A 24,801-nucleotide genomic window follows, 5' to 3' on the forward strand; every position below is an offset into this window, starting at 1 on the left:
GGCCGGACGAATCTGTCGGTGGCACCGGGGGCCGGGGGATCTATTGTCGCGGCAGGGTATTGCGGTCCGGCGGGGCGGACCAGTTCCGGAGGGGTGCGGTGAGACGGAAGAGCCAGGCCGGGCCACGGCCTGTGCCACCGTCAGGGTGAATCTGTCGGTGGCACCCGGGGGTCGGGAATCCTCTGGTCGCGGTGGGGTATTGCGGTCCGGCGGGGCGAACCAATCCCGCAGGGTGCGGTGAAACGGACGAACCACGCCGGGCAACGACCTCTAGCACCGACAGGATCAACCTGTCGGTGCCACGGGGGGTGGGGGACCTATTGTCGCGGTGAGGGTGTGGAGGTCCGGCGGGCGATCCGGTCCTGAACCGGTTGCGGGCGCACCGGATTACAGAAACTGCGGGTCCGCACCGATGGTGGGGCGGCGGTCAGCATCTCACCGGGGTGATGGAGGTGGTTGATCTGCGGAGCCCGGGTCGGGTCGACATGCGCCGGGGCGATCCAGGCGGTGCGGCCCGGGAAGTCTGACTCCTGACCCAGTTTGATCGTTGTCCAGCCGCGCGGGCCGTCCTTGACCAGGGCATGGCAGTGATCGCACGCCAGGGTGAGGTTTTCGATGTCGGTTTTGCCGCCCTTGCTGAACTCGGTCACATGATGCACCGCGCACATGCTCGACGGTGCCGTGCAGCCCGGGCGGGTGCAGCCGCGTTCGGTCGCGATCAACGCCAACCGTTGTGCCGGATTCGCCAACCGGGCCTCACCGATGTGCAACGGCATGCCGTCCTTGTTCTTCACCAGCACGAACGTCTTCGAACGGCGAGCCACCAACTTCACCGCGTCCGCCACCGGCACCTGGCCACCGGTGGCCGTGGTGGCCACCCCCGCGGCGCGTTCGAGGTCCTCGATGCTCATCGTCAGGATCGTCGCCACCGGCAGGCCGCGATGCGATCCCAGCTTGGCGGGGTTGAAGTCCGGGTGCAGCACCGCCAGCAACGCATCGTGCTGGCGTTGTACCTTGGTGCGCTCGTCCCGGGCCGCGCACGCCTCCACCAGGTCCCGGGGCAGCTCACCGTCGTCGGCCCACGGGCTTTCCTTGTCAGCGGGGTTGCACATGCCCGGGCGGGCGAGTTTGGCCATGACGGCGTCGAACGCTGAGCGCGCGTCGGGGGTCAGCTCGACGGTGAGGGTGGACATCAGGTCGTAGCGTTGCGGACTCACACTCGCGGAGCGCAAGCGTTGCCGGTCGGTGTCCTCGGTGAGCGTGCCGTCGGGGTCGAGGAATCCCAGGACCCTCTCCCCGATCCTGGGCAACTGTGTCGGATCCAAGGCACGGGCCTGCTGAGCGAGTTGTTGTTCGGCGTAGGCGCGAGCTTCGGGAGCGACCTTGCCGGGCAACCGGTTCATGACCTGGCGGATCACTCGTACATGATCGAGGGAGATCGCCCCCTCGTCCAAGGCCTGGGCGGCGCACGGCAGGACCGGGGCCGGATCGGCCTCGTCGCCGACGCGATGCCACACCGCGAGATCTTCCGCCGCACGCCACCGGTTGATCGCATCCGCGTGCGAAATATGCAGCACCGCTTGCAAATACAGGGCCGGGCTGGCGGAACCGTTGCGGGTGGGCAGGGAGCGGGTGCAGGCTTGCACGATCAGGTCCTGGGTCACCGACGCCAACCGGCGGGTGCTGGTTTCGATCTGCTGCATCAAGGTCACGATGTCGGTGTCCGACACCGGAATCAACGACAGCGCGGTGAGGGTGTCGACCGCCGCGACCAGCGCTTGCGCACCGGTCGCGATTGCGGATTCTCCCCTTGATTCCATGCCTCTATTCTACCGCTGGAAAACAGACCCGGAAAGGTCAATTCCATTGTGATACAAGGCTATTCAGAATCTTCAGTCTTTATCTTTTAGACAGTGAAGCTGGTGACGCCCTCGACAACTCGCGCAATCTGTTCCTCCGTGAGCCCAGGCCAGAGCGGCAGGCGCACAATGGTCCCGGAGAATTCCGCACTACGGACACACGGGGTCGGTGTGCGGCCGAGTTTCAGGCCGGCTGGGCTGGAATCCAGCGGAATGTAATGGAACGGGGCCGAGATCCCCTGGGCGCCCAGGTGTTTGATGAGGTCATCGCGCCGCGCCTCGGTGGGTACGCGGAGGAAGTACAGGTGTGCGGTGTGGTCGCGGTCGTCGGGGACTGTCATCAGCCGGACGTCATTGCGACCCGCCCACTCCGGAAGAGCGGCGGCGTATGAGTCCCATACCCGGTGCCGATTGGCCTGAATGGTGTCGAACTCCGACAACTGCGCATCCAGAACCGCGGCATTGAGTTCACTGGGCAGATAGCTGGACCCGATGTCCTGCCATGAATACTTGTCCACCGCGCCCCGCAGGAACCGCGCTCGGTCAGTTCCCTTCTCCCGTACGATTTCCGCACGCGCCATGAGGATTTCATCGGTGAGCAGCAGTGCGCCGCCCTCGCCGCAGTGCACATTCTTCGTATCGTGGAAACTCAGCGCGCCGACGGTGCCGATGGTGCCCAGCGGCCGGCCGCGCCAATGCCCGCCCAGGCCGTGCGCATTGTCCTCGATGAGCGCGACGCCGTGCGCGTCCGCGAGCTGTTGCAGCCCTTCCATATCCGCCGCTACGCCGCCGTAGTGAATGATCACCACGGCCTTGGTGCGCGGGGTAATGGCCGCGGCCACCGACTCCGGGTCCAGATTGCCGGTTTCGAGATCTATATCGGCGAAAACGACTGTCGCCCCGCGCAATGCCATCGACGTCGCCGTGGAGGTGAAGGCGAAGCTCGGGACGATCACTTCGTCGTCGGGTCCGAGTTCCAGTAGCAGCCCGGCCATTTCGAGTGCGTGCGTGCACGAGGTGGTCAGCAGTGCGTACGGCGCGGAGGTGATGTCGCGCAGTTTCGCGGTGGCCGACGCGGTGAACGGGCCGTCGCCGTGGCTGTGATCGGAGGACAGCACGGCCTCCACATTCGCCAATTCGCGCGTGGCGCGGAACGGACGGCTGAAGATGATGCGGTCAGTGCTCACCCGGGTCGATCCCCCTCGTTCCTGCGTTGCTGTACCGGAAATCCTTGTGCGCCTGCTCAGCCGGGCGCGGTGTCGGCGAATCTACCGTCAAATACAGCGGTTTGCCCACGAGCACGTGTAGCGCCACACCGAGGTACTCGGCAATCAGGCCGAGCGAGAACAGGAGCGCGCCGGACACCAGCAGCAGCACCGTCATGAGCGAGGCCCAGCCCTGCGGATCGTCGCCGCTGTCGGTGAGCGCGTGATAGACCACCCACGCGGCCATTACACCGCCCGCGAGCGCGATCGTCACCCCCAGCATGCTCACCAGCCGCAGGCCGCGAGTTCCGCTGCACAGCACCATTTTCCAGAACAGCGAGAACAACCGCCGGTAGTTGTACCCCGACTCCTCGCGGCCCTCGGCGCGCAACTGCACCGGCACCTGCGCCACATCGCTCACCACCCAGGTGAGCGCCACATCCAGATACACGCCGTTCGATGCCACCTGTGCCAGCTGCCGCGCGATATCGCCGCGAATCAGCCGATAGCTCTCGAACCGGGTGGAATCGGGGAAGGCGAAGAGGGTTGCCAGCACGATCTTCGCGCCCCGCGAGGTGATATTGCGGAGGAAGCCGTGCGGCCGGGTATTGATCGGTTTGGAGTACACCAGATCGGCGCGCTCCCGCATCGCCGCATCCAGGAATTCACCGATGAACGCCGGATCGTGCTGTCCGTCCTCGTCCATGGTGACGGTCCAGTCGCCGCCCGCGGCCGCCATGCCCGCGATGGTCGCCGCGTCCTGCCCGAAATTGCGGCTCATCCAGACGACGCGCACCTGCGGGTAGGTCTGCTCGAGTTCCTGCAGCACCACATCGGAGCGGTCGGGACCGTGATCGTGCACCAGGATGATCTCGTCCACCTGGAACTTCGCACCGGCCGGCGAGGTGACCGTCCCGCTCAGTTTGTCCAGTTCGGTGACGAGCGCCGCAATGGTGTCCTCGCCGCGGTACACCGGTACGACCACGGACACGGCGTGCACCCGCGCGGGTCCGGAGGGACCGGCGGTGACGTTCGCAGCGGCCCGGGGCCGAGGGGTGTGTGCGGGGGGAATCGGCATCAGCTGAATCGACTTTCGATGACGGTGCGTGCCGGTACTTCACGCCGAACGACAGAGCCCGAGCCGCGCTGAACTCTAACACGGTGCAGGTAGCAGCTTTCGGGGCAGCGGATGATCACCACAACATCATTGCCGCACAGCCTGATGCCAGCCAACGCGACGCCCTGTAGGGTCTGGAACTCGTGGTGGAAAGTGCATTTTCGACGGTGGCAGAGACCACCGGACCCGAGCCCGAGGAGCGCTCGGCCAGGCGCGAGGTGTACCGCTGGGGCTTCGTCACCGCGATCGGTGTGACGCTCGGCTACATAGCGGTCCTGCTCGCCAACGCCCGCCACTTCTACACCGATGACACCGAATCCCAATACAGCGGACTATGGGTGTTCTTCGGTCGCGCCTTCCGCAACGGCGACTTCCCGCTGCTGCGCCCGGAGCAGTGGATGTCCGGCAACTACACCAATGAGGAGGCGGGGCTTTTCAACCCGCCGCAGCTGCTGATCGATCTGATCGCGCCCTCGGTGCCGAACCTCGCGGTCTACGCGACCATCGTCAAAGTGATCTTCGCGATCATCGCCGGGCTCGGCGTGTACCGAGTGTGCTTGGCCTACAACAGCCGGCCACAGTGGGCCGCTGTGGCGGGCGTCGCGTTCCCGTTCACCGGCTTCTTCCTGTTCTTCGACGAGGCCAGCTGGTTCACCGCCATGACGGGCACCGCGTGGATGATTCACGCGTGGGCGTCTTCGGTTCGCTACGCACGCGGCAAGAGCGGGCCCATTTCGGTCTTCGTCTTCCTGTACCTGGCCATCTCGGTGCAGTACGTCTTCCCGGCGGTCGAAGCGGCGATCATGCTGGTCGCCGTCGCGGTCGGTGAACTGGTCTGGCGCGGCCGCGTCTCCTGGATGCCGCTCGCGCGCCTGGTCGCGGCTGCCGCCTGCGCGGGCGCGGCGGGTCTGATCACCTTCCTGCCCAGCATGCTGTCGGCCCAGGTGAGCTGGCGAGGCAACTCGCAGATCAATAACGACCAGTTCCTGACCGTGCCGTGGTCGGAATCGCTCAATGCCAGCCTGCCGAGCACGCTGCCCGCGTTCAACTCGTGGTGGGGCTACGTGCAGCCGCTGCCCATGGTCTACATCGCGTGGTTCCTGATCCCGGCGCTGGCCTTCGTGGATTGGCATGCCGCCCGCGCGCAGTGGAAGCAATTCACCTCGCTCGCGCTGTTCGCGATCATCATGCTCATGTGGACCGCCGGGCCGGGCACCATCGGACCGCTGCGCTGGCCTGCCCGCGTACTGCCCATGCTGGCCCTCGGACTGCTGGTGCTGGTGTGCGTACTGCTCGGCCGATTCGGCACCGTGCGCGGCTGGCGCAATCGCAGCATCGCGGCGGGTGTGCTGATCCTGGCGCTGTGGGTGCGCACCTTCTCCGCCGATCCGCACGATGTGCTGTGGCATGTGCTCTCGGCCGTCGTGGTGGGGCTGCTCGGCGCCACCGTGGTGTGGCTGGCCCGCACCCGGGGCATCTCGGCCGCGGTGGCGCTGACCATTGTCGCCATGTTCCCGATCGCCTACTTCCAGGTGCTGGGCGTGCAGCCCACACCGATGTCCTGGAACCTGCCCGCGAACCGGGAAGAGGCCAAGGCCGCATTCCCGAAGTTCCAGGGCGGCACCACACTTCAGCTCGGTGATCGCGGGTTGGTGCAGCCCGCGGACAAGAGCCTCGAGGGCGCGTACGGGTCGCTGGTGTGGGGCAATTACGCCAAGGATCTGGAGCAGAACTACGTCAACGGCTATACGCCCAACGGCTACTTCTACTTCGGCGAAATGCTCTGCATGATCTGGGACGGCGGTGTCTGCCCCGACTCGTATCGCCGCATGTTCACCCCGGAGCCGACCACCGGCCGCACCCTCGCCGATCTCATGCTGATCGATCGAATCGTGCTGCAGAAGGCCATGTTCCCCGATGCCGGCAATCAGCCCGCGCCGGACGGCTGGCATTTCGTCGACGCGCCCGGGCACCAGAAGTACATCTGGGTCCTCGAACGTGACAACGGCTTGATCTCCACCGTCGACGGGCGTATCGGTGATGCCCGCAATGTGGACGCGACCTCGATTTCGGAGACCGACGCCACCAGCAAGGTGCGCGTCTCGTCCGAGTCCGGTGGGCGCATCGTCTTCGCCCGGCTCGGCTGGCCGGGCTACCGGGTCACCTTGAACGGCAAGTCCATCCCGTTCACCACGGTCGCGAAGTCCTTTGTCGCCGTGGATATCCCGGCGGGCACGTCCAATGCCGAACTCGAACTCACCTGGCGTCCGCCGGGCTGGAAGATCGGAATCGGCTCGGCCGCCCTCGGTCTCGCCGGGCTCGGAGTCCTGGAATGGCTCTACCTCCGCACGCGTCGCCGCGGTGATGACGGCGGCGAGGATACCGACCTGCCGGAGCTGGTTGATCCGGACCCGAAACGCGAACTCGTAGACTCGATTTCGTGACCACCACCGACGGCTCGATAACCGCCTCCGGAACCGCCGTGCCCGACGGCCCGGACGGGGGTGTCGCGCACGGCCGGGGCATCGTGCCGGACGGCAGGGCGACTCCGCCGGATGGCAGGGCGACTCCGCCGGACGGCAGGGCGACTCCGCCGGACGGCAGGGCGACGCGGCCGGTCCGCGATGTGACTCTGCCGGGCGCCGAAATCGATCCGGGGCAGCCCGCTGCGGGGGAGCCGGACAGCGCTCCGGCCGGGCCGCTGCTGCGCCTGGTGCGGCGGCAGGAGGTCGCCTTCGCCCTGGTCGGCGGGCTGAACACGGTGATGGGCATGGTGCTCACCATTGTCTGGCTGACCGTGCTCGACGGCGTCGTCTCCAAGGATGTCGCCGCGGCGCTCTCAGTGGCGCTGGCCTACGCCGTCGGCATGGTGGTGGCCTTCGTCATGCATCGCACCCTGGTGTTCCGGGTGCGCGGGCACCTGATGCGGGACTTCGTGGCCTTCGTCGGCGTGAACCTGGTCGGCATGGTGCTGAATATGGCGCTGCTGCAATTCGCCGTCTCCGTACTGCACACGCCGAGCAAGCCCGCCGCCGTGGTGGTCATGGGCCTGGTCGCGTTCGGCAGTTTCTTCGGCCATCGGCATATTTCGTTCCGCCGCAGCCCCCACGATGCTGAGCTCGCCCCGGCGGACCGGTAGGTTGTCGATCATGTCGGAGGAAATCCTGGACGCCACCCTGCTCAGCCTGCTCGCCTGCCCGCAGGACAAGGGGCCGCTGCAGCTGGTCCGTGACGACCAGGGCGCCACCGTGCTCTACAACCCGCGCCTGCACCGCGCCTACCCCGTCGACAACGGCATCCCGGTCCTGCTCGCCGACGAGGCCCGCGACGTCAGCGACGAAGAGCACCTGACCTTCATCGCCCAGGGCTGAGCCCGCCCGGGCCGCATCGGTCGCGGCGCTAGTTGCTGCGCCCTGCGCCGGGCTAAGTCGCCTAGCTTGTCAGGGCTGAGTTCTGTGGCCAGGCAATGGGATCGGCGGCCGACTTGCGCCGAGCCGGGACGTGGCCGATGGCATAGTGTGCGGTGGTGAGCACCTTTCCGCCGCCCGGTCAGCATCCGAATCAGTATGGCTCCGGCGGATTTTCGAGTAGTCAGTCGCCGCAGTGGGTGCAGCCCCCGCCTGGAGCGGTCCCGAATGCCCCGTTACCTGGGCGCGTTGCGGATCGAGTGACCGCGGGGCTGCTCGGTTTCGCGGCGGTGCTTTTCGTCGTCGCGTCGTTTCTGACACTGATGACGTTCGAGTCTGGTGGACAACCGACTATCGATCTACCGTCCTACACATCGCAGTGGCGGCCATGGGAATTCCATAATTCTGTCCAGCTGAGCCCCGGACCGCAATCGCCCGGGCAGGTACTCGGGATCGGATTTGTGCTCGCGGCGGTCGTGGCCATCGTGGCGGCAGGACTGCTGCTGGCCGGGCTCGGGAGGCGTAGCCGGCGGGTGCGTGGTTTGGGCGCGGCAGCGGCGGGTTTGGCGGTCGGAGTGAGCCTGACCCTGACGTTCGATATCGGTACGCAGCTGATGGTTGTCGGCGACGACACGCACGCCACCTTGGGGCCAGGCTACTGGGCGCTCATCGTGACTCTACTGGTCTCCGTTGGCGCACTTACGAGTTCGTTCACCGCACTGGCCGCGTCGCCTTCTGCTCACGAACCGCAGCTTGACCCCTTCGGACGGCCGAGGAAGCCGCGACCTTCGGGTCTGGATGTGACCGCGGGTCTGCTGTCGAAGCTGTTCTCGGTGTTGCTGATGGCCGGTTCCTTTTTCAAACTGCTCAGCGGTTTCGACATGACCACGTGGTGGATCTCGGATGACACGCAATTGCAGGGTGTGCCACTGGTCATTTCGGCTGTCACCGCGGTCATTGCCGCGATCGTCTTGTTCACCGGTCAGGCCCGGCTCGGTCGGCCGCTGGCATCCGTCGGTGCCGCACTGGGTTTCGCCTCCGGTGGGATGTTGGTCCTGGATGTGGTGGACCAGCAGATACTGAACAACACTGTCACGTTGGGTGGCTTCGGAGCTGGCTTCTGGTTGCTGGTAGCAGGTGGATTGGTCGCACTCGTGGTCCTGGTACTGACGGTGCTCGCGACCTCGACTGGTCCCCGTACCGGCGCTCCCTACGGTGCTGCCCCGCAACCGATGCCGCAGGGCGGCTATCTACCCGGAGTGCCCCAGCAAGCCGGATTCACGCCTCCGCCGGGAGGGTTCGCGCCGGGCGGACCGCCTCAGGGAGGTGCGCCGCCACAGAGTTGGGGTGTGCCGCAGCAGCCGTCGCAGGGCGACTATGCGCCCGGAGTGCCCCCGCAGGGGGGATTCGCGCCTGGTGGGCCACCGCAGGGTTGGGGTGTGCCGGGCAGCCCACAGCACGGCTGGAGCGCGCCACCGCAGCAACAGGGCTGGAGCACGCCTCCGCCGCAGGGTCCGGCTACGGAAGATCGCCGGTGAAGTAGCGCTGCAAGGTGGGGCCGACGAGGGCGGTGAGTTCGTCCACCGACATGGAGGCGATCGGCTCGATGCGCAGCAGCTTGCGCGTGACCATCAGCCCGGCGAGCTGGGAGGCGGCCAGGACCGCGCGCTTGGCGCCGGTGCCGGGCGGTGAATCCACCCTGGTGCGAATCTCTTTGAGGACGACGTCCAGGATGAAGGTGCGTGCCAGCGCGGGGTCCGTGCTGCCCAGCTGGCTGCGGAACGCGGCGATGGCGGGGGTGCCGATGGGGGAGTCCCAGATGCCCACCACTGCCCGGACTATCGTCTCGCCCAATTGATCCAGCGGTGCGGCGGCGAGCTGCGCCAGCACCACTTGCGGATCGATGGGCAATTCCAGTGCGGCGGCGAACAATTCCCGCTTGGTGCCGTAATAGTGGTGCACCAGTGCGGGATCCACGCCCGCGGCGGTGGCGATGGATCGGATCGACGCCTGGTCGAATCCCACCTCGGCGAACCGCACCCGGGCGGCGTCGAGAATCGCCTCCCGGGTGCTGGACTGGCCGGGCCGCCGCCCGGTGCGGGCATTGCCGCCGTCGCTCATGCGGTGCGCCGTCGTAGGGTCGCCGCGCCGAGACCCAGTGCGACAGCGGCGAATCCGGCGACAACCGCGAGATCGCGCCACATCAGGCCGGTGACGCCGGTGTGCGTGGACACCTGCTGCAGCGCATCCACCGCATAGCTGAGCGGCAGCACATTACTGACGGCCTCCAGCCAGCCGGGCAACTGCCCGCGCGGTACCAGCAGCCCGCACAGGAAGAACTGCGGCAGCACGATCACGGGCATGAACTGTACGGCCTGGAACTCGGTGCGCGCGAACGCACTTGCCAGCAGCCCCAGCGAGACGCCGAGCACCGCGTCGACCACCGCGATCAATCCCACCAGCAGCGGACTGCCGGCCGCCTGCAGATCCAGCAGCCAGAACGCCACCCCGCACGCGATAGCCGCCTGAGCCGCCGCCGCGATGGAGAACGCGGTCCCGTAACCGCCCAGCAGATCCAGCTTCGACAGCGGCGTTGTCATGAGCCGCTCCAGCGTGCCCGAAACCCGTTCCCGCTGCATGGCAATCGCGGTGATGAGGAACATGACCACAAACGGCAGCACCCCGAGCATGGTGATCCCGATCCGGTCGAACAGGCGCGGCGCACCCGGTATCGCCGGATAGTTCTTGTACACGAAGTACAGCAGCGTCATCAGCAGTGCGGGTACCAGCAGAATCATCGCCACGGTACGAGGGTCCGCGCGCAGCTGGCGCAGAATCCGCACGGTAGTGGCGATATAGCAGCGCAACGGCTTCGGCCCGGCCGGGCGCGACAGGGTGGCGGTCACGACTTCTCTCCCATTCGGATCAGCGCGAGAAAGGCGTTCTCGAGACTGGATTCGCCGGTTTCGGCGCGTAATTCGTCCGGACTGAGCTGCGCCAGCAGCCGCCCCTCACGCATGAGCAGCAGTTGATCGCAGTGCTCGGCCTCATCCATGACGTGACTGGAGACGATCAGCGTGCGGCCCTGCTTCGCCAGCGCGTCGAACTGCGTCCACAGATCGGCGCGCAGCACCGGGTCCAGTCCGACGGTCGGCTCATCGAGCACGAGCAGCTCCGGATCCGATACCAGCGCACACGCCAGCGATACCCGGGTCCGCTGCCCGCCGGAGAGTTGATTGCCCCGATTCCCGGCATGCTCGCTGAGCCCCACCGCCGAAATCGCGGCTTCGACCTCAGCTGCCGAACATCCGTACATCGCACCGAAATACGAGACATTGTCGGCGACGGACAGATCGTCGTAGATGCTCGGCGCCTGGGTCACATAACCGACCCGCCGCCGCAGCGCGGGTGATCCGGCTTCGTCGCCCAGCACCCGCACGGTGCCGGCCGCGGTGAGCTGGGTGCCGACCATGCTGCGCATGAGCGTGGTCTTGCCGCAGCCCGACGGCCCGAGCAGCCCGGTAATGCTGCCCTTCGGCACGGTCAGCGAAATGTCCTGCAGTACTTGGCGTCCGCCGCGATCCACCCGGAGGTGCTCGATGGCTATGGCGGGCGATGAGCTCGGTGCCGTCACGGTCACCCTCAATTCATCGAGTGTTGAATTCACTACGTGATGAATTGTGCGCCCGAGAGCCGGGGATGGCAAGACCCCGGGCGCGGCACTTCGTATCGAACCGGCTGGTCGGGATGCCGAACGGGCCGGTGCCCCTCTACGCTCTGCTGCGTGACCAGCGAAAATCCCGGTGCTCAGGAGAGCGCGGCCGAGGGTGGCCAATTGCGGGCCTCCACCCTGGAATTGTTCTTCGACCTCGTCTTCGTCTTCACCATCACCCAGCTGACGCATGCCTTCACCCACCATCCGGGGTGGGCGGCGCTCGGGCAGGTGGCGCTCATGTTCGGCGTCATCTGGTGGATGTACGCCGGATATGTCTGGCTGACCAACGAGGTGGCCCCCGACAGCTCCAATCGGCGCACCTGGCTGCTCATCGGCATGTTCGGATTCTTCGTGCTGGCGCTGTCGATTCCGGGTGCGTTCACCGGCTCGGGGCTGGCGTTCGGGCTCGCGTATGTGCTGATCAATATTGTGCACACGCTGATGTTCGCGACCTCGGGCACGGACGGTGCGGCGGGGATTCGGCGGATCGGCCCGTTCAACGCGCTCTCGGCGGCGCTGGTACTGGCGGGCGGATGCATTCACGGCTGGCCGCGCTACCTGCTGTGGTCGCTGGCGCTCGCGGTGCAGATCCTCTCGCCGTATCTGGTGCACGGCGGCGGATTCGTGGTGCGGGTCAGCCACTTCTGCGAGCGGCACGGCCTGGTCATCATCGTGGCGCTGGGCGAATCCGTGGTGGCCATCGGCACCGGGCTCGCGGGACAGGACATCACGGTCGGGATGGTCGCGACCGTCGCGCTCGGCCTGACCCTGGTCTACGTGCTGTGGTGGGCGTTTTTCGGCCTCGACGACGAGCGCGGTGAGCACGCCCTCGGCGCGCTGCCCACCGCGGAGCGCACCCAGGCCGCCGTCGCCGGCTACGACTACGCCTTCTACCTACTGCTGGTCGGCATCATTCTGACCGCGGCCGGTATCAGCATGACCATTGCGCACGGTCACGAAGCGGCGAGCAAGGCTGCCGCGCTGGCACTTTCGGGTGGTGTGGCGCTGTACTTCGTCGGGCAGGCTTTCTTCCGCCGAGTGCTCGGACTGCCGCGCCCGTGGGTGCGGCTGATCGCCGCCGTCGCGGTCATGGCGACCGCGCCGATCGGTATGGCCTGGGTAGCGTGGGGGCAGCTCGCCGTGCTGGTGGTGGTCGGCTACGGCCTCGTCATCGCCGACGATCTGATGAGCATTCGCGAGGGCGACGCAGGCAAGTATCTGAGCCGTGCGACTCTCGTCGCGCGCCGCCCGCGAGAGTGACCAAACGCTGACGAATCCGCGCCACGCCGGAGGCGAACGGGCATAACGGCCCCGTCGCCTCCACAATCGACGGCATGACCTGGAACCATATCGGGAAGGCATGACCATGCGGGTATTGCTGACGGGCGCAGCCGGTTTCATCGGATCGCATATTCACCGCGCGCTGGCCGACGCCGGGCACGAGGTGATCGCCCTGGATCTCATGCTTCCGGCCGCGCACGGCGCCGCCGCCACCCCGCCGCCCGGCGTGCATAAGGTGGATGTGCGCGACCCGGAGGGGCTGGACGCGCACCTGCACGGGATCGACGCCGTCTGCCATCAGGCTGCCGTAGTCGGTGCGGGGGTGAGTGCCCAGGACGCCCCCGCGTACGCCGCACACAATGATCTCGGCACCGCTGTTCTCCTCGCCGCCATGGACCGGGCGCACTGCCGCCATCTGGTGCTGGCCTCCTCCATGGTCGTCTACGGCGAGGGCCGATACCGGGGCACCGCAACCGATTTCGTACCCGGTCCGCGTTCCCGGGCCGACCTGGATCGCGGCGTCTTCGACCACCGCGATCCCTCCGGCGAACCACTGGACTGGACTCCGATCGATGAGGACGCACCGCTGCGCCCGCGCAGCCTCTACGCCGCCAGCAAGGTCGCGCAGGAGCATTACGCCCTCGCCTGGGCCACCGCGACCGACTCGACCGTCACCGCACTGCGCTACCACAATGTCTACGGTGACGATATGCCCAGGGACACACCGTATTCCGGTGTCGCCGCCATCTTCCGTTCGGCGCTGGAGGCGGGCGAATCCCCGCGCGTCTTCGAAGACGGCTGCCAGGCCCGGGATTTCGTGCACGTTCGAGATATCGCCGCCGCCAATGTGGCAGCCTTGGAACTCCCGCTCGACAGCTTCACCACCCTCAATGTCGCCTCCGGCCACCCCATCACCATCAACGAGGTAGCCACCGTGCTGGCCGCGGCCTGCGGCGGCAAGGCCCCGGTCGTCACCGGCGAATACCGCTCCGGCGATGTGCGCCACATCGTCGCCAGCCCGGAAAAGGCCAGGCGCGTACTGGGATTCGCCGCAACCATCAACCCGGACTGCGGCCTCACCGAATTCGCAACCGCACCCCTGCGTGCTGCCTCCGGCACCGGCGCCCCGACCTGGCGCTGACCACCCGCGCCATTCGGCGGCGTGTGCGACTTGCCCGTGCCGGGACCGCCCGCCCGCCCCGGGTCGTCGTGTCAGTCGGGGCGGGCATCGACCAGGAACTGGTGGCGGAGGTTACTCGAACAATGCCGCCGCCATTTCCTGGTGATCTTGGTGGTGCGGAGGTTAGTTCGCGTCGCCGGCGGTGAGGAGGGGGAGGCGGACTTGGAATCGGCAGCCCTGCTCGCGGTTTTCGGCGCTGATGTCGCCATTGTGCGCTTCGACCAGGCCGGCGGCGATGGCCAGGCCCATGCCGCTGCTGCTGCCGAGTTCGGCGGCGGCGGGGGAGCGGGCGGAGGTGCCGCGGTAGGCGACCTCGAAAATGCGGGGCAGGTCGGTGGGTGCGATACCCGGTCCGGTGTCTTCGACTCGGGCCCAGGCGTGACCGTCGTCGGTACCGGTGGAAATGTCGATGCGCCCACCCGGCGGGGTGTGGGCGATGGCATTGGCGACCAGGTTGGTCAGCACACGACTGAGAGCCTGGTCGCTGCCCGCCACCACGATGCGGTCACCGGGTTGCCTGGCGGCCAGCGTGATTCGCGCACGTATTGCGGTCGGCTGATTGGCGGCCAGCACCTCGTCGATGAGTTCGCGCAGATCCACCGGTTCCAGCGTGAGCCGCAGTGCGCCCGAGTTGATCTTCGACATCTCGAACAGGTCGTCCACCATGGCGGAGAGCCGGGTGTTCTCGCGCACAATCTGATTCGCGTACCGCTCGATATCGGCGGGGTTGTTCACCACGCCGTCGGCCAGCGCCTCGGCCATGGCGCGAATCCCTGCCAGGGGAGTCCGCAGATCATGGCTGACCCATGCGACCAGCTCGCGCCGGGAGCGCTCCGCGGCACGCTCCTGCTCCAGCATTTCCCGCTCCCACACCGTGGTTCGCGCCTGTGCCCGCCCGAGCAGAATGGCCGCGGGTACGGTCACGGCGGTCACCACGCCGAGCACCACGGCGAACCGTTCGAATTCGGCGGTGAACATGAGCCCACTCACCGCGATCACCCCGCTCAAGGTGGCCAGCGTCGGAATGAGTACCAGCACAGCCATACTCGTGGTCATGGTGCGATTCCGGGTGTAGCGCAACAGCAGCGCGCCGAGCCCCACCACCGGCAGTGATGCGGCCAGCGCATACCCGATCAGTCCCGGCATATCAGTCGGCATGCGTGTCCTCCTCGGCATCGATACGGCCCCAGGCGTACCCCCGGCCCCATACGGTGTCGATGCGATGCGCCGCACCGAGTTTGGCCCGCAACCGCTTGATATGCACGGTCACCGTGGACTGGTCGCCGAAACTCCAGCCCCACACCTGCGCGAGCAGTTCATCGCGGCTGAACACTCGGCGCTGATTGGCCAGCAGGAAGATCAGCAGATCGAACTCCCGGGCCGTCAGCTCGACCGGCGCACCGTCGATGGTCACCACCCGCGCGGCCCGCCGCACCTCGACGGCACCGCTGCGCAGCACCTCCTCCTCGACGACGGGCGGATTCGCGCGCCGCAGCACCGAGGCCACCCGCAGCGCCAGCTCGCGCGGACTGAATGGCTTGGTCACGTAATCGTCGGCCCCGGCCTGCAATCCGATCACCCGATCGTCCTCGTCGCCGAGCGCCGTCAGCAGAATGATCGGCGTCCCAGGCCGCGGCCCAGACCGCACCGCCCGGCACAGATCGATCCCGTCCGGCGGCGGCATCATCACATCCAGCACCGCGAGATCGATGTCATTGCGCGCCAGCACCGCAGCCGTCGAAGGCCCATCCTCCGTCTCGATCACCTCGAGCCCGTCCCGTTCCAGATATCGCCGAACCACTTCCCGGACAACAGCATCATCATCGGCCACCAGAATGCGCATGACAGTCACCAATTCGTCAGAATGAAATGAACGAGCACCAACGCGCCGACCGCCTGCACCGCCAGCCAAGCCCGCACCCCGCGAGCAGGCAGCAGCGCAGCCCCGGCCAGCACCCACACATCGAACGGCAACCAAATCCGCTCGGTCTCAGCCTTACTCAACCCACTGAGGTCAGCCAGCAGCACCGCCAGCAACCCCGCACAGGCGAGTAGCGCCACCGGATCCACCTCGGCCTGCCAACGCCGGATCGCGGGAACTACGCCATCCCATATCGCCCGCAAGATCACCGAGGCCCTCGGCGCAACCGGCTGCGGCGTCGCCGTGGCATTCGCCGCCGCCTGCATCGTCGGGGCCGTTGCGTAAGCCGACTTCGAGAGTGCCGCGTCCACGGTGCGTTCCGCCGTGAGTGTCACTGAGACAGTGGCGTTTTCCGCCGACTGTATCGCCGCGGGGGTAGCAGCCCCCGCATCTGACACCGAGATCGTCGTGATCGAAGGGCGCGATTCCGGTAGTGCCCATGGCTGCTGGGCCGGGCGGCCCCGGAGTGTGCTGAGCCGAAGGCCGCGTACGACGCGATGCACGGCCGCCATGGGCGCGAGCCCGACCGCGCACACCGTCGCCGCGAGGTTCGCCCACACCCAGTAGGAGTAGGGCCGCTCACTGGCAATGCCCTGGTAATACCGTTGCACCACAAGGTGATAACCATCCACCCACCAGAACCCGGCCACCTTGAACGCGACCACGACCAGCAGCACACCGACCAGCGCAGGCACCGCGGGCCGCAATGTGCGTGCCACAAGCACCGCCACCGCAGGCACCGCCATCAAGACCAGCCCGTAGCTCAGGAACATCCCGAACCCGAACAGCACTCCGGCCGCCAGCGCCGCGAGCACCCATTGCGGTCGCTGCCGAGTCGCTATGGCCAGCAGGGCCACTGCCCACACGGTCACGCCGGCAAAGAACGCATCCGCCGAGACCGCGATCCAAATGACCGCGGGTGCCAAAGCGAGGAACGGCATCGCCGCGCGGGCCCGAGACTCCGCGCCGCTGGCGAATTCCTTTGCCGCTCCGTCAATTTCGGCGGACTCGACCTGCTCGCGCTCGCCCGAACGGCCAAGGAGGATTTCGAGGGCCGAGTTGCCGATGGTTGAACCGCGACCGGCCGCATTGCTCGAGTTGTTTCGGCCGGGATCACCCTCGGCCGTGCTGCGGCGGGCAACATTGCCCTTGCCCTTGCCGTTGTCGGAGCCGGCCGAGTCGCTGCCGATCGCACTGTGGTCGGCGCCGCTGCCGATCCCGCTGAAATTACCGAGGCGGGCAGCGCTTTTCGGTGTGCCGAGAGCTCGGATGGCGACCGGTACGGCGGCGGCCGCGCTGCAGCCGACGAGTACGCAGAGCAGGGCGGCCCAGGCGCCGCCGCGGAGGCCGATTCGGTCGAGGAGAACGAAGGTGAGCAGGGCGCCGGGCGGGTGACCGGAGACGTGGGTGGTCCAGGAGTCGGGCTGGAAATCGAGTATGCGGGCGGAGAATCCGCGCAGCATTGCCGGAATGTCGCGGACGCCGCCGACCTCGTGCAGGTATTCGTCGCCGGTGGTGAGCCGCCCGGCGAAACCGCGTTGCCAGCCGTCGACCATGGCGAGCGCGAAGGCCCAGGCGGTGGCCGTCAGCCAGGTGAGTAAGAGGGCGCGTCGCCAGGGCAGGCGGTGGGCCAGGTCCGGTCCGTAGCGTACGACCAGTGCGGCCAGCACGATCGCCGGAACGGTTCCCCAGCCCACGTGCGGTAGCCAATTTCCGAAGATCGGCGCGGCGCCGGCATAGAGATGCCCGCGCGCGCGTTCGCTGAGGATTCGCGGAACCAGGAAGGCAACCGCGACCAGTGCCGCGGCCGCCGCCGCGCAGTACACATCGGCGTGCCGCGCGACACGGCGCGGGCGGGTCATCACAGGGGCTTTCCGCACGGATCCCAGACTAGGCCGCGTCACCCCCGCCTTTGCACCGGAATGAGCGTCGGTCCAGCTCTCGTCATACTTTTGTCACCGGTCGCTACCGGTCCATTCGACCCGCGCGGCTCTACCGTCTTAGAGGTGACCGAATCCAAGGTGGAACGGGGAGTCACCGTCGTGATCCCGTGCAAGGACGAGGCCGGCGCACTGCCCGGCGTACTTTCGGCAATCCCCCGCGACTATCGGGTGATCGTGGTGGACAACGGATCCACCGATGCCACCGCCGCCGTGGCCCGGCTCGCCGGGGCGCACGTCGTCGCCGAACCGGTGCCCGGCTACGGCAGCGCCGTACAGGCGGGCGTGGCCGCCGCCCGCACCGAAGTGGTGGCCGTCCTGGACGGCGACGGCTCCATGGACCCGCGCGAACTACCGCTGCTGGTAGCAGAACTCGGGCCCGATGTCGATATGGTCGTCGGCCGTCGCCGCCCGCACCGGGCCGGGGCCTGGCCCTGGCACGCGCGGCTCGGCAATCAGATCGTCGCGGCCCGCCTGCGCCGGCGCTACGGACTCGCCGTCCACGATGTGGCCGCCATGCGCGTGGTGCACCGCGCCCGGCTGCTGGCTCTCGGCCCACTGCACCCGCGCTCCGGTTACCCGCTCGAATTGCTGGTGGCCGCCGCCCGTTCCGGCTGGCGACTCGTCGAACACGACATCACCTATCGCCCGAGAACCCATGGCGTATCCAAGGTTTCCGGTTCGTGGCGCGGAACTGTCCGGGCCGCCAAAGACTTCTGGAGTGTCCGATGATTCCCGCCACCCTGCTCGTGGTCGCGAAAGCCCCCATCGCGGGCTTCGCCAAAACCCGCCTGACCCCGCCCCTTCCGCCCCGCGATGCCGCCCGGCTGGCGGCCGCCGCCTTGCTCGACACTCTCGCCTCGGTGCGTTCCTGCGGATCCGAGCAGCGCATGGTCGCCTGGACCGGCAATCTCGCGATGGCCGAAGAATCCGGCACGATCGCCGCCGCCTTGCTCGATTTCACGGTAATACAGCAGCGCGGCAACACTTTCGGTGAGCGACTGGCCAATGCGCACGCCGATGCCGCCCGCTTCGGACTGCCCGTCCTGCAAATCGGCATGGACACCCCGCAGGCCGGTCCCGAACTGCTCGCCCGTTCCGCCGCCCGGCTGGCCGCCACCGGTGACACCGTGCTCGGCTCCGCCGCCGACGGCGGTTGGTGGGCACTGGGATTGACCGATCCCCGCCCCGCCCGCCTGCTGGTGGACGTCCCCATGTCCACGGCCCGCACCGGCGACCTCACCCGGGAAGCCTTGCGCCGCTGCGGTTACCGAGTACACCGCCTACCGGTGCTCACCGACGTGGACTGTTACGCCGACGCCCTGACCGTCGCCGCTCAATCCACCGGCCGCTTCGCCGCCACCCTCGACCTCATCAACGCCGCCTCGACCCCAGCCCTGCTGTAAAGCCGTTCGCCTCGGTGTGAGTACGGCCTCGCGTGATCCTCGGCCCGGCTGAAGTGGTCGGCGGCCACCGCGACCGACGTGCGGCTGTGCCCTTGAGCTCGGTCGGCAATGTACCGGTGCGACAACAGATTCTGAGTATTGGAGATAACAGTGTCGAAGATCCGGGGCGGCATCGCCCCGCTGGATCCAGAGCCGGAGCCGCCGGCTCTACTCGTGCCTGACCTGATCGCGTCGCAGGTGTCCAGCGCGCGGGGTCCGGCGGTGGCGGCACGGGTGGGTATCGCTCTCGGGATCTCCATCACCCTGTGCTTTCTCACCGGCCTGATCAGCCACTGGATTCAGCACCCGCCGACCTGGTTCTACTGGCCCGCACATCCGGTGTGGCTCTACCGCGTCACCCAGGGCACACACGTGATCTCCGGCGTGGTCGCCATCCCGCTGCTGCTGGTCAAGCTCTGGGCAGTCTTCCCGAGACTGTTCAGCCGCCCACTCATCGGCAACCCCCTCCGCATGCTCGAACGCGGATCCATTGCGCTGCTGGTGGGCTCGGTCATCTTCCAGCTGGTCACCGGCCTGTTCAATACCGCCCAGTTCTATCCGTGGAAATTCTTCTTCACCACCACCCACTACGCCATGTCCTACGTAGCGGTCGGCGCACTCGCCATCCACCTGGCGGTAAAACTGCCGATCATCCGCACAGCCCTGGCCCGGCCAGTGATGGAACCAGCCGCTGCCGGAGACGATGTCGTCGCGCTGGACCGCGCGGTCGCGATAGCGCCAGACGACGCTGTTCCGCCGAGGCCAAGGTCATCGACATCGACTGTCGAACCCGTTGCCGGGCAGAGTGATTCGAAGGTAGTAGTGGAGGCTGAAAGCCCTCCCGCACCGGATCGCTCGCCTGCATCGCCGGGCTCAACACCGGCACCGGGGCGAATTGTGGTGCCCGGTGGCTCACCGGCAACCGCTCTGCCGGAAAATGCTGCTGCTCATGGTGATCCATCGGGGGGAGAGAAGGCGAAGGCTGTCGCCGCACAGCGGGGTGGTTCGATACCTGTCGCGCAGCCGGGCGTCTCTCGGCGTGCTGTGCTGAGCGCCGCCGGAATTGCCGCCGCCGTTGCGGGGCTTGCGGTGGCCGGGCAGACGATACCGTTTCTACGCTGGGTGGCGGTGCTTGCGCCGCGGAGTGGCGAAGGGCCCCAGGGACTTCCGGTGAATCGCACGGCCGCGGCCGCCGGAGTGGGGGAGCGGGCGCAGGATTCGGCCTATCGGCTCATGGTTGACGTGGGCGGCGTGCGGCGTGCGTTCAGCCGTGCCGATCTCGCTGCGCTCCCGCAGTCGGAGTCGACGCTGCCGATCGCATGTGTCGAAGGCTGGAGCGCTTCGGCGCACTGGTCGGGTGTGCGGTTGCGCGATCTGCTCGCCTCCGTCGGTGAATACCGCAGTGGCGATGTGCGTTTCGAGTCTCTGGAATCGGGCGGCCTCTACCGCACCACAGAGCTCCCGCAGCCGCATGCCATGGACGCCTCCACCCTCATCGCCCTGCGCGTCAATGGTGCGGACCTGGACCTGGACCACGGCTACCCGTGCCGTCTCATCGCGCCGAATCGCCCCGGAGTCCTGCAAACCAAATGGCTTTCGACCATCGAGGTGCTGACATGACCATCATTCGAGTACTGCTGGTCGCGCTCGGCCTGTGGCTGGGCTGGTACGGCATCAGCCTGCTGCTGGAAATGAATCCCACCGACCTGCGCTCGGTCGCGCTGTGGTTCGCGGGCGGAATCCTGTTGCACGACGGGGTATTCGCGCCGCTGGCGGCCACCGTGGGGGTGGCCGCCCGTCGCGTGCTCCCCGAATCCTGGTGGGCCCCGGTGGCATGCGGCGCCGTCTGCACCGTGACCCTGGTGCTCATCGCGGTCCCGGTGATCGGCAGGGAAGGAGCCCTTCCCAACCCGACCATCCTGGACCGCAATTACCTCCTGGGTCTAGCGGTAGCGGTGGCGGTGGTCTGGGTGCTCGTGCTGGTGGCGTTGCGCCGAACCCGCATTGCGCACCCCTGACCCGCGCCTACCTCAATTGCGTTCGGGCAGAGCGCAACCGTCCGGCCCGCACACGTCACCCTCGGCAACCGTCTGCAGCACCGGAGCGTGATCGGTCCACGCCTGCTGCAGCGCCTGCTCGAACACCTCGGACGGCTGCGCGCCCGACACCCCGTACTTACGATCGATCACGAAGAACGGCACCCCGCGCGCACCCAATTGCGCGGCCTCGGCCTCATCGGCGCGCACCGCCTCGGCGTACGCGGTGGAATCATCGAGCACCGCCCGCACCCCGGCCTCGTCGAATCCGGCGCCCACCGCGACGCGCACCAGGCGCTCGGCATCGCCGAACAGCGGTGCGTCCTCGGCGAAATTGGCCGCGTACAACGCATTCAGCATCGCCTCCTGCCGCCCCTGGGCCAGGGCGAAGTGCAGCAGTCGGTGCATATCGAAGCTGCTGCCGAAATCGCGCCCCTCGATTTGATAGGTCAGCCCCATCGCCTCGGCCTGTGCGCCGATACCGCGCTCATTGGCGGCGGCCTGCTCCTCGCTGATGCCGTACTTCTCCGCGATATGCGGCACCACAGCGTCACTGTGATCGTGCGGCAGCGTCGGATCCAGTTCGAAGGACCGGTGCACCACCTCGACGCTGTCACGATGCGGGAACGCCTGCAGCGCCTCCTCGAATCGCGCCTTGCCCAAGTAGCAGAACGGGCAGTTGATATCGGTCCAGATCTCGACCTGTACGGCCATCACACCTCACTCGAAGACGGAAATTCGCAGGCCGGAGACCCGGCCATCGCCAGTTCCAACCCGGAACGCGGACCGAAGATTCCGCTGTGACGGGCGTCACTCGAACGAGTTGTCACGTTCCGGGGCCCTGGTTTGTCCCATAGCCGAACCACCACGCGACACACTCAGGAGCGCAGCGATGAACACCACCGACACCCACGAAATCGTCGTCCTCGGCGCGGGCTACACCGGCATGCTGGCCGCCATCCGGCTGGCCCGCCGCACCCGCAAGCAGGCCGTGCGCATCACACTGGTCAACCCGTCCGCCCGGTTCACCGAGCGGCTGCGCATGCACCAGGTCGCCGCCGGTCAGGAATTGGCCGACCACCGCATCACGGATCTGCTGGAAGGTTCGGGCGTGGAATTCCACCAGGCCGCGGCCACCGCCATCGATACCGCCGCCCGCATCGTCACCCTCGACGACAATGCGCAGCTGTCCTACGACACCCTGGTCTACGCGCTCGGCAGTAGCACCGATACCAGCCGGGTCCCCGGCGCCGACCACCACGCCTGGACCCTCAACGATCCCCGTCGGGCCCATGCCTTCTCGGAGCGTCTGACGGAGGTGGCCCTCGCAGCCGGCACCGTCACCGTGTGCGGCGGCGGACTCACCGGCATCGAAGCCGCGACCGAAATCGCCGAATCCCACCCCGGCCTCACCGTCACCCTCGTCAGCCACGCCGAGCCCGGCGCCATGATGGGCGATAAGGCCCGCGCCCACCTGAACCGCGCCCTGGACCGGCTCGGCGTGCAGCGGATCGTCGGAGTGAAGGTCACCAAGGTGCTCCCCGATGCCGTGCACCTGAGCACCGGTGAACTCGTCGCCTCGGATCTGACGCTGTGGACCACGGGCGTGAAGGTCGCGCCGCTGGCCGCCGCAGCCGGTATCGCCACCGATGCGCGCGGTTTGATCCTCACCGATGCCACCCTGCGCTCGGTCTCGCACCCGGAGATCCACGCCATCGGTGACGCCGCCGCCGTCGCCCAGGCCTGGGGCCCGATCCACGGCACCTGCCAGAGCGGCCTGCCGACCGCCGCCTACACCGCCGACGCCATTGCACGTGAACTGCGCGGAAAGGCAGTGCGGCCCTTCCGTTTCGGCTACATTCACCAGCCGGTGAGCCTGGGCCGCAAGGACGCGGTCATCCAGTTCACGAATGCCGACGACAGCCCGAATCGCTGGTACCTCAAGGGCCGGGCCGCCGTCGCCTACAAGCAGACGGTCAGCAGCAGCCCGGTGCCGACCTTCAAGATGAGCAAGCACATGACCATGTCGGTGCAGCTGTCCAAGGGCGGCCGCGCCACCCGCAAGACCGCATGACATGGAAATCGGACGCCGGGATACGGCAGCGCATCCCGGCCCTCCGATGGATTCGATTCGCAAGGCCCGGTAAACATGTTTCCCATGCAGGACCAGAGTGATGCGAGCGGCACGACCGCCCAGCCCGACGCGGCGACCGACCCCTTCGTCGAACACCGCCGGCTGCTGTTCGGCACGGCGTACCAAATGCTTGGCACCGTCACCGACGCCGAGGATGTCCTGCAGGACGCCTGGATCAAATGGCATGCCACCGACCGTGATTCGGTCGAGTACCCCAAGTCCTACCTGGTCCGGACCGTCACCAATCTCGCCCTGAACCGCCTCACCTCCGCCCGGGCCACCCGAGAAACCTATGTCGGCCCATGGCTTCCCGAACCCCTGCTCACCACCACCGATGCCGCCGAGGAGACCGAAGTGGCCGACACCGTGTCGACCGCCATGCTGGTTGTCCTGGAAACCCTCACACCGGTGGAGCGCGCCGTCTTCGTCCTGCGCGAAGTCTTCGGCTACTCGCACGCCGAAATCGCCGGATTCCTGGACCGCCCCGAGACCACGGTGCGGCAGATCTCGCATCGCGCCCGCTCCCATGTGCAGTCCCGCAGACCACGATTCGACGCCGATGACGCCTCGCGGCGCGAGATCACCGGCAAATTCATGGCCGCCTGCCAGGGCGGTGACCTGAACGCGCTGATGGAACTGCTCGCACCCGACGTCACCCTGTGGAACGACGGCGGCGGCAAGGTCACCGCCGCGCGCCGCCCACTGCACGGCCCCGATCATGTCGCCCGCTGGATGCTGGGCGTCATGGCCAAGCCGATCAGCGCGGGCATCTACCTCGAATCCGCCTTCGTCAATGGCGAACTGAGCATTCTCGGCAAGATCGGTGACTACACCGTGGGCGCACTCACCTACGACGTCGTCGACGGCCGCATCGAGAACCTCCGCTTCCAGGTCAATCCCGACAAGCTCGACGGCCTGCGCCCCACGAGCGGCTAGCTCACTGCACGCCGGGGAAGAACGATCGGGCGGCACCGTCGGCGGTCCCGTAGCCGGTTCCTGCGGTTCGGCCGCCGCCGAACCCGTCCCGATCGTGCCGCCCGCGCCGAATCGGGTCGAAAACAAACTGATGGCGGGGGCCTTCCCGAGACGGACCCCCACGGACGTGTCTGCCCCCTACACACCCCCGGGCCGCCCGCGAAACCCTCCGGCCCCCTCCGCCGATGCGGTAGTGTTCTGCGCCTGAGTCGGGGGGCCTCAGCCTTCCGGCGGAACCTGTTCTCGTACAAGGAATCTCAGTTGACAATCGAATATCGGAAGCGCGTTCTGCGTTTCGTCCTGCCGGCGTGTCCGCGGTCCTCATCGGCTCGGGGGCACTACTCGGAGCCCCCGCGACCGCCGCGCCACTGCTACACACCGCCTGCACGGCGAGCGAATACCAAAACGTCGACAATGACTGCGTTCCGCGGCCGCAGCAGGCCCCCAGCGCACCGCCCGGAGCGACCGCCCTGTGCAAGGACGGCGACTACAGTTTCAGTGAGAACCACCGCGGCACCTGCTCCGGTCATCACGGGGTCGCCCAGTGGCTGTAGTCGTGTCGTGGGCATAGGACACAATCGGTAGC

General features: G+C 67.5%; 23 protein-coding genes. 13 read left to right on the forward strand and 10 right to left on the reverse strand.

What is annotated here, in order from left to right:
• Nucleotides 1-317: 317 nt before the first annotated feature.
• The 3 genes from JWN03_RS29495 to JWN03_RS29505 form a co-directional block, all read right to left on the reverse strand.
• A complete protein-coding gene (locus tag JWN03_RS29495; protein ID WP_297621883.1) occupies nt 318-1,820 on the reverse strand; it encodes an HNH endonuclease signature motif containing protein in 1,503 nt (500 codons plus the stop codon).
• An 86-nt stretch (nt 1,821-1,906) separates the two neighbouring features.
• On the reverse strand, nt 1,907-3,046 hold the full coding sequence (gene rffA, locus JWN03_RS29500; RefSeq protein ID WP_297621884.1) for a dTDP-4-amino-4,6-dideoxygalactose transaminase: 1,140 nt from the start codon (nt 3,044-3,046) through the stop codon (nt 1,907-1,909).
• Nucleotides 3,036-4,064: a glycosyltransferase gene (locus tag JWN03_RS29505; RefSeq protein WP_297621911.1), complete on the reverse strand. Its 1,029-nt coding sequence runs from the start codon at nt 4,062-4,064 to the stop codon at nt 3,036-3,038. The genes rffA and JWN03_RS29505 overlap by 11 nt, the downstream gene beginning before the upstream one ends.
• A 284-nt stretch (nt 4,065-4,348) precedes the next feature.
• Here JWN03_RS29505 and JWN03_RS29510 point away from each other — a divergent pair, with 284 nt between their 5' ends.
• The 4 genes from JWN03_RS29510 to JWN03_RS29525 all read left to right on the forward strand — a co-directional run bounded on the left by JWN03_RS29510 (nt 4,349) and on the right by JWN03_RS29525 (nt 9,126).
• Nucleotides 4,349-6,625, forward strand: a complete 2,277-nt coding sequence (locus JWN03_RS29510; protein WP_441343080.1) for a hypothetical protein — start codon at nt 4,349-4,351, stop codon at nt 6,623-6,625.
• Nucleotides 6,622-7,320 (forward strand): GtrA family protein, encoded by a 699-nt coding sequence (locus tag JWN03_RS29515; protein WP_297621885.1) that lies wholly within the window; start codon nt 6,622-6,624, stop codon nt 7,318-7,320. The genes JWN03_RS29510 and JWN03_RS29515 overlap by 4 nt, the downstream gene beginning before the upstream one ends.
• Nucleotides 7,321-7,330: 10 nt before the next feature.
• Nucleotides 7,331-7,552, forward strand: a complete 222-nt coding sequence (locus tag JWN03_RS29520; RefSeq protein ID WP_297621886.1) for a Trm112 family protein — start codon at nt 7,331-7,333, stop codon at nt 7,550-7,552.
• 296 nt (nt 7,553-7,848) lie between these two features.
• On the forward strand, nt 7,849-9,126 hold the full coding sequence (locus JWN03_RS29525; RefSeq protein WP_297621887.1) for a hypothetical protein: 1,278 nt from the start codon (nt 7,849-7,851) through the stop codon (nt 9,124-9,126).
• Here the strand turns inward: JWN03_RS29525 and JWN03_RS29530 are convergent.
• Genes JWN03_RS29530 through JWN03_RS29540 form a run of 3 tightly spaced genes read right to left on the reverse strand, consistent with a single transcriptional unit; the run spans nt 9,107 to nt 11,222 of the window.
• The gene (locus tag JWN03_RS29530; protein WP_297621888.1) at nt 9,107-9,709 is read right to left on the reverse strand and encodes a TetR/AcrR family transcriptional regulator; all 603 of its coding nucleotides are present in this window, start codon (nt 9,707-9,709) and stop codon (nt 9,107-9,109) included. The two genes, JWN03_RS29525 and JWN03_RS29530, sit on opposite strands and share 20 nt — an antisense overlap.
• Entirely contained in the window at nt 9,706-10,494 is a 789-nt protein-coding gene (locus JWN03_RS29535) for an ABC transporter permease (protein ID WP_297621889.1), read from the reverse strand. Before JWN03_RS29535 ends, JWN03_RS29530 begins: the two co-directional genes overlap by 4 nt.
• Nucleotides 10,491-11,222, reverse strand: coding sequence for an ABC transporter ATP-binding protein (locus JWN03_RS29540; RefSeq protein ID WP_297621891.1), 732 nt, complete (start codon nt 11,220-11,222; stop codon nt 10,491-10,493). Before JWN03_RS29540 ends, JWN03_RS29535 begins: the two co-directional genes overlap by 4 nt.
• Nucleotides 11,223-11,372: 150 nt before the next feature.
• Between JWN03_RS29540 and JWN03_RS29545 the strand changes: the two genes are divergently transcribed.
• Together JWN03_RS29545 and JWN03_RS29550 are read left to right on the forward strand one after the other, a co-directional pair.
• On the forward strand, nt 11,373-12,563 hold the full coding sequence (locus tag JWN03_RS29545) for a low temperature requirement protein A (protein ID WP_297621892.1): 1,191 nt from the start codon (nt 11,373-11,375) through the stop codon (nt 12,561-12,563).
• Nucleotides 12,564-12,669: 106 nt separating this feature from the next.
• Nucleotides 12,670-13,725 carry an NAD-dependent epimerase/dehydratase family protein gene (locus JWN03_RS29550; RefSeq protein ID WP_441343082.1) on the forward strand — a complete coding sequence of 352 codons (1,056 nt, stop codon included), beginning with the start codon at nt 12,670-12,672 and terminating at the stop codon, nt 13,723-13,725.
• A gap of 162 nt (nt 13,726-13,887) precedes the next feature.
• Here the strand turns inward: JWN03_RS29550 and JWN03_RS29555 are convergent, their stop codons facing one another.
• From JWN03_RS29555 to JWN03_RS45860, 3 genes are read right to left on the reverse strand one after another with little or no spacing between them, the layout of a single operon-like run.
• A complete protein-coding gene (locus JWN03_RS29555) occupies nt 13,888-14,922 on the reverse strand; it encodes a sensor histidine kinase (protein WP_297621894.1) in 1,035 nt (344 codons plus the stop codon).
• Entirely contained in the window at nt 14,912-15,607 is a 696-nt protein-coding gene (locus JWN03_RS29560) for a response regulator transcription factor (protein ID WP_297621895.1), read from the reverse strand. The genes JWN03_RS29555 and JWN03_RS29560 overlap by 11 nt, the downstream gene beginning before the upstream one ends.
• Before the next feature lie 5 nt (nt 15,608-15,612).
• Complete coding sequence (locus JWN03_RS45860) at nt 15,613-17,565, reverse strand: hypothetical protein (RefSeq protein WP_441343081.1); 1,953 nt, start codon at nt 17,563-17,565, stop codon at nt 15,613-15,615.
• Nucleotides 17,566-17,691: 126 nt separating this feature from the next.
• On the opposite strand from JWN03_RS45860, the gene JWN03_RS29570 reads away from it, so the two are divergent.
• The 4 genes from JWN03_RS29570 (at nt 17,692) to JWN03_RS29585 (ending at nt 21,088) form a co-directional block, all read left to right on the forward strand.
• Nucleotides 17,692-18,357 carry a glycosyltransferase family 2 protein gene (locus tag JWN03_RS29570; protein WP_297621896.1) on the forward strand — a complete coding sequence of 222 codons (666 nt, stop codon included), beginning with the start codon at nt 17,692-17,694 and terminating at the stop codon, nt 18,355-18,357.
• Nucleotides 18,354-19,031 carry a TIGR04282 family arsenosugar biosynthesis glycosyltransferase gene (locus JWN03_RS29575; RefSeq protein ID WP_297621897.1) on the forward strand — a complete coding sequence of 226 codons (678 nt, stop codon included), beginning with the start codon at nt 18,354-18,356 and terminating at the stop codon, nt 19,029-19,031. Before JWN03_RS29570 ends, JWN03_RS29575 begins: the two co-directional genes overlap by 4 nt.
• 150 nt (nt 19,032-19,181) lie before the next feature.
• A complete protein-coding gene (locus JWN03_RS29580; RefSeq protein ID WP_366914494.1) occupies nt 19,182-20,690 on the forward strand; it encodes a molybdopterin-dependent oxidoreductase in 1,509 nt (502 codons plus the stop codon).
• On the forward strand, nt 20,687-21,088 hold the full coding sequence (locus JWN03_RS29585; RefSeq protein WP_297621899.1) for a hypothetical protein: 402 nt from the start codon (nt 20,687-20,689) through the stop codon (nt 21,086-21,088). The genes JWN03_RS29580 and JWN03_RS29585 overlap by 4 nt, the downstream gene beginning before the upstream one ends.
• A gap of 12 nt (nt 21,089-21,100) precedes the next feature.
• On the opposite strand, the gene JWN03_RS29590 is transcribed toward JWN03_RS29585, so the two are convergent.
• Complete coding sequence (locus tag JWN03_RS29590) at nt 21,101-21,820, reverse strand: DsbA family oxidoreductase (RefSeq protein ID WP_297621900.1); 720 nt, start codon at nt 21,818-21,820, stop codon at nt 21,101-21,103.
• A gap of 178 nt (nt 21,821-21,998) precedes the next feature.
• Here JWN03_RS29590 and JWN03_RS29595 point away from each other — a divergent pair, with 178 nt between their 5' ends.
• The 3 genes from JWN03_RS29595 to JWN03_RS29605 all read left to right on the forward strand — a co-directional run bounded on the left by JWN03_RS29595 (nt 21,999) and on the right by JWN03_RS29605 (nt 24,769).
• Nucleotides 21,999-23,180 carry an NAD(P)/FAD-dependent oxidoreductase gene (locus JWN03_RS29595; protein WP_297621901.1) on the forward strand — a complete coding sequence of 394 codons (1,182 nt, stop codon included), beginning with the start codon at nt 21,999-22,001 and terminating at the stop codon, nt 23,178-23,180.
• 84 nt (nt 23,181-23,264) lie between these two features.
• Nucleotides 23,265-24,176 (forward strand): RNA polymerase sigma-70 factor, encoded by a 912-nt coding sequence (locus JWN03_RS29600; RefSeq protein WP_297621902.1) that lies wholly within the window; start codon nt 23,265-23,267, stop codon nt 24,174-24,176.
• A 347-nt stretch (nt 24,177-24,523) separates the two neighbouring features.
• Nucleotides 24,524-24,769: a DUF3761 domain-containing protein gene (locus tag JWN03_RS29605; protein ID WP_297621903.1), complete on the forward strand. Its 246-nt coding sequence runs from the start codon at nt 24,524-24,526 to the stop codon at nt 24,767-24,769.
• Nucleotides 24,770-24,801: the final 32 nt, after the last annotated feature.

This window comes from Nocardia sp., assembly GCF_025465275.1.
Lineage (GTDB): Bacteria > Actinomycetota > Actinomycetes > Mycobacteriales > Mycobacteriaceae > Nocardia.

Excerpts from the sequence above, each read along its gene's own strand:
- JWN03_RS29550 (WP_441343082.1), top strand. The coding sequence starts at position 12,670 with ATGCGGGTATTGCTGACGGGCGCAGCCGGTTTCATCGGATCGCATATT.
- JWN03_RS29495 (WP_297621883.1), bottom strand. The coding sequence starts at position 1,820 with ATGGAATCAAGGGGAGAATCCGCAATCGCGACCGGTGCGCAAGCGCTG.
- JWN03_RS29560 (WP_297621895.1), bottom strand. The coding sequence starts at position 15,607 with ATGCGCATTCTGGTGGCCGATGATGATGCTGTTGTCCGGGAAGTGGTT.
- JWN03_RS29600 (WP_297621902.1), top strand. The coding sequence starts at position 23,265 with ATGCAGGACCAGAGTGATGCGAGCGGCACGACCGCCCAGCCCGACGCG.
- JWN03_RS29555 (WP_297621894.1), bottom strand. The coding sequence starts at position 14,922 with ATGCCGACTGATATGCCGGGACTGATCGGGTATGCGCTGGCCGCATCA.
- JWN03_RS29590 (WP_297621900.1), bottom strand. The coding sequence starts at position 21,820 with ATGGCCGTACAGGTCGAGATCTGGACCGATATCAACTGCCCGTTCTGC.
- JWN03_RS29575 (WP_297621897.1), top strand. The coding sequence starts at position 18,354 with ATGATTCCCGCCACCCTGCTCGTGGTCGCGAAAGCCCCCATCGCGGGC.
- JWN03_RS29520 (WP_297621886.1), top strand. The coding sequence starts at position 7,331 with ATGTCGGAGGAAATCCTGGACGCCACCCTGCTCAGCCTGCTCGCCTGC.
- JWN03_RS29595 (WP_297621901.1), top strand. The coding sequence starts at position 21,999 with ATGAACACCACCGACACCCACGAAATCGTCGTCCTCGGCGCGGGCTAC.
- JWN03_RS29585 (WP_297621899.1), top strand. The coding sequence starts at position 20,687 with ATGACCATCATTCGAGTACTGCTGGTCGCGCTCGGCCTGTGGCTGGGC.
- JWN03_RS29530 (WP_297621888.1), bottom strand. The coding sequence starts at position 9,709 with ATGAGCGACGGCGGCAATGCCCGCACCGGGCGGCGGCCCGGCCAGTCC.